The following is a 1,387-nucleotide window of genomic DNA, read 5'->3' on the forward strand; positions in this document are numbered from 1 at the left end:
GAAGAACTCCGCTTGAAACATTGCTTGATGGGAAACGAATTTGGGCTGAGAAAAATTTAGCTCAAATCTAAACTGACAGGCACCATTAAAAATGGGTAACTGTCAGATCAAGTCTGAGCTAGTACAATTGAGAGGGTGTAACAGATTCTGTGTAACTGCAATTTAGTTAATATGCTTCACAATTCTGTCTTCGAACGATTTTAATTCGACAGCAAAACAGTCAAATATTCCTCCTTAAAATAAAAGCTCGCCTATTGGCTGGCGGGTGATCCATATGTGTTAGTTTTCACCTACACCATAATTGAAATCATAAAATTCTTCTATTGCACCGAAGTCATTTAAGCTTTCTAATCCTAGCAATTCGGATTTAACCGCCATTTGTTGGAATATAAAATATATCTCTTGATGGTGCTCTTTCATGAAATCCTTCAAAAGGTTTGTTTTGACCCTATTGTTAGTGCAATGAAAGGAGCATTTATTTCTGACTTTTCGCAAATCAGCTGAAAAGTCAGGTTTAAGCGACGGGTGAATAACTCCAGGTTGCTCAACAGCAGTAGATATAAGAGTCTTCACCTCTTTTTGGAGTTCAACATCGAATGTCGGTGCATTTGAATCTGCATAAACTGGTATTGATTCATTAATGATAGCTTGAGCTTTTATTACTTCGTACACATGGCCACACCACCTTGCATAAGCATCAAAATATTTAAGCTTTGTTACGATGCTGATGTTGGCCTGAGTTGATACCGGTGCGGATAAATAAGCGTACTTTCTTTTTGCAAGGGAGAAAACTCGTCAAAAGCCATCTGTGCTCGAATGAACTCAAATTTTATGCTTTTCTGATATTCCGATACTTTTTGTGGTCCCATTCCTCCCCCTCCAGTGGAAACTAACGCCGCATTAAGGTCTGTTCAACACTACTACACCCTTAACCATCCCCCCCTACCGTAAACACAAAACCAAACGATGGAGTTAAAAGTGCCAAGCGTTGGAATCACTCTTAAATGCTTTCTTAAGCGACACTTTTTCCGGCATGCTCAATTAGAAACTTAACATCTAATGAGTAGCCTTGTGAAGCCAAAACATCTTCAAAGACAACTATTGGTTCTTTGTTTATTAGTTTAAAACGCCCTCTTTGAAGACTAAGATCGTTGTCATTATGGTAGCAAGAGCAGAAACAAGATAACAAAACATGAATGTCCCGAACATTCGCTTTTTTACGATTAAAACGCATATCATTGATCGTTTTTGGATATAGCTCCAGGGCAACCGCATGAGTGTTTATTAATTAGCCACATCACTGAATCCGGCATTTAATACTGCTTCTAAGTATGTTGTTTTCATCCAGGCTCGTTTTTGTTTAGCTGGTATGCTTCCCTTTGAAGGT

General features: G+C 38.5%; 1 protein-coding gene. It reads right to left on the reverse strand.

The genetic code is table 11. The features are described 5' to 3' along the window. Positions 1 to 279 precede the first annotated feature (279 nt). On the reverse strand, positions 280 to 672 hold the full coding sequence (locus tag IEY48_RS20220; protein ID WP_188923335.1) for a hypothetical protein: 393 nt from the start codon (positions 670 to 672) through the stop codon (positions 280 to 282). Positions 673 to 1,387: the final 715 nt, after the last annotated feature.

The sequence above is a fragment of the Shewanella saliphila genome, from assembly GCF_014648295.1.
Lineage (GTDB): Bacteria > Pseudomonadota > Gammaproteobacteria > Enterobacterales > Shewanellaceae > Shewanella > Shewanella saliphila.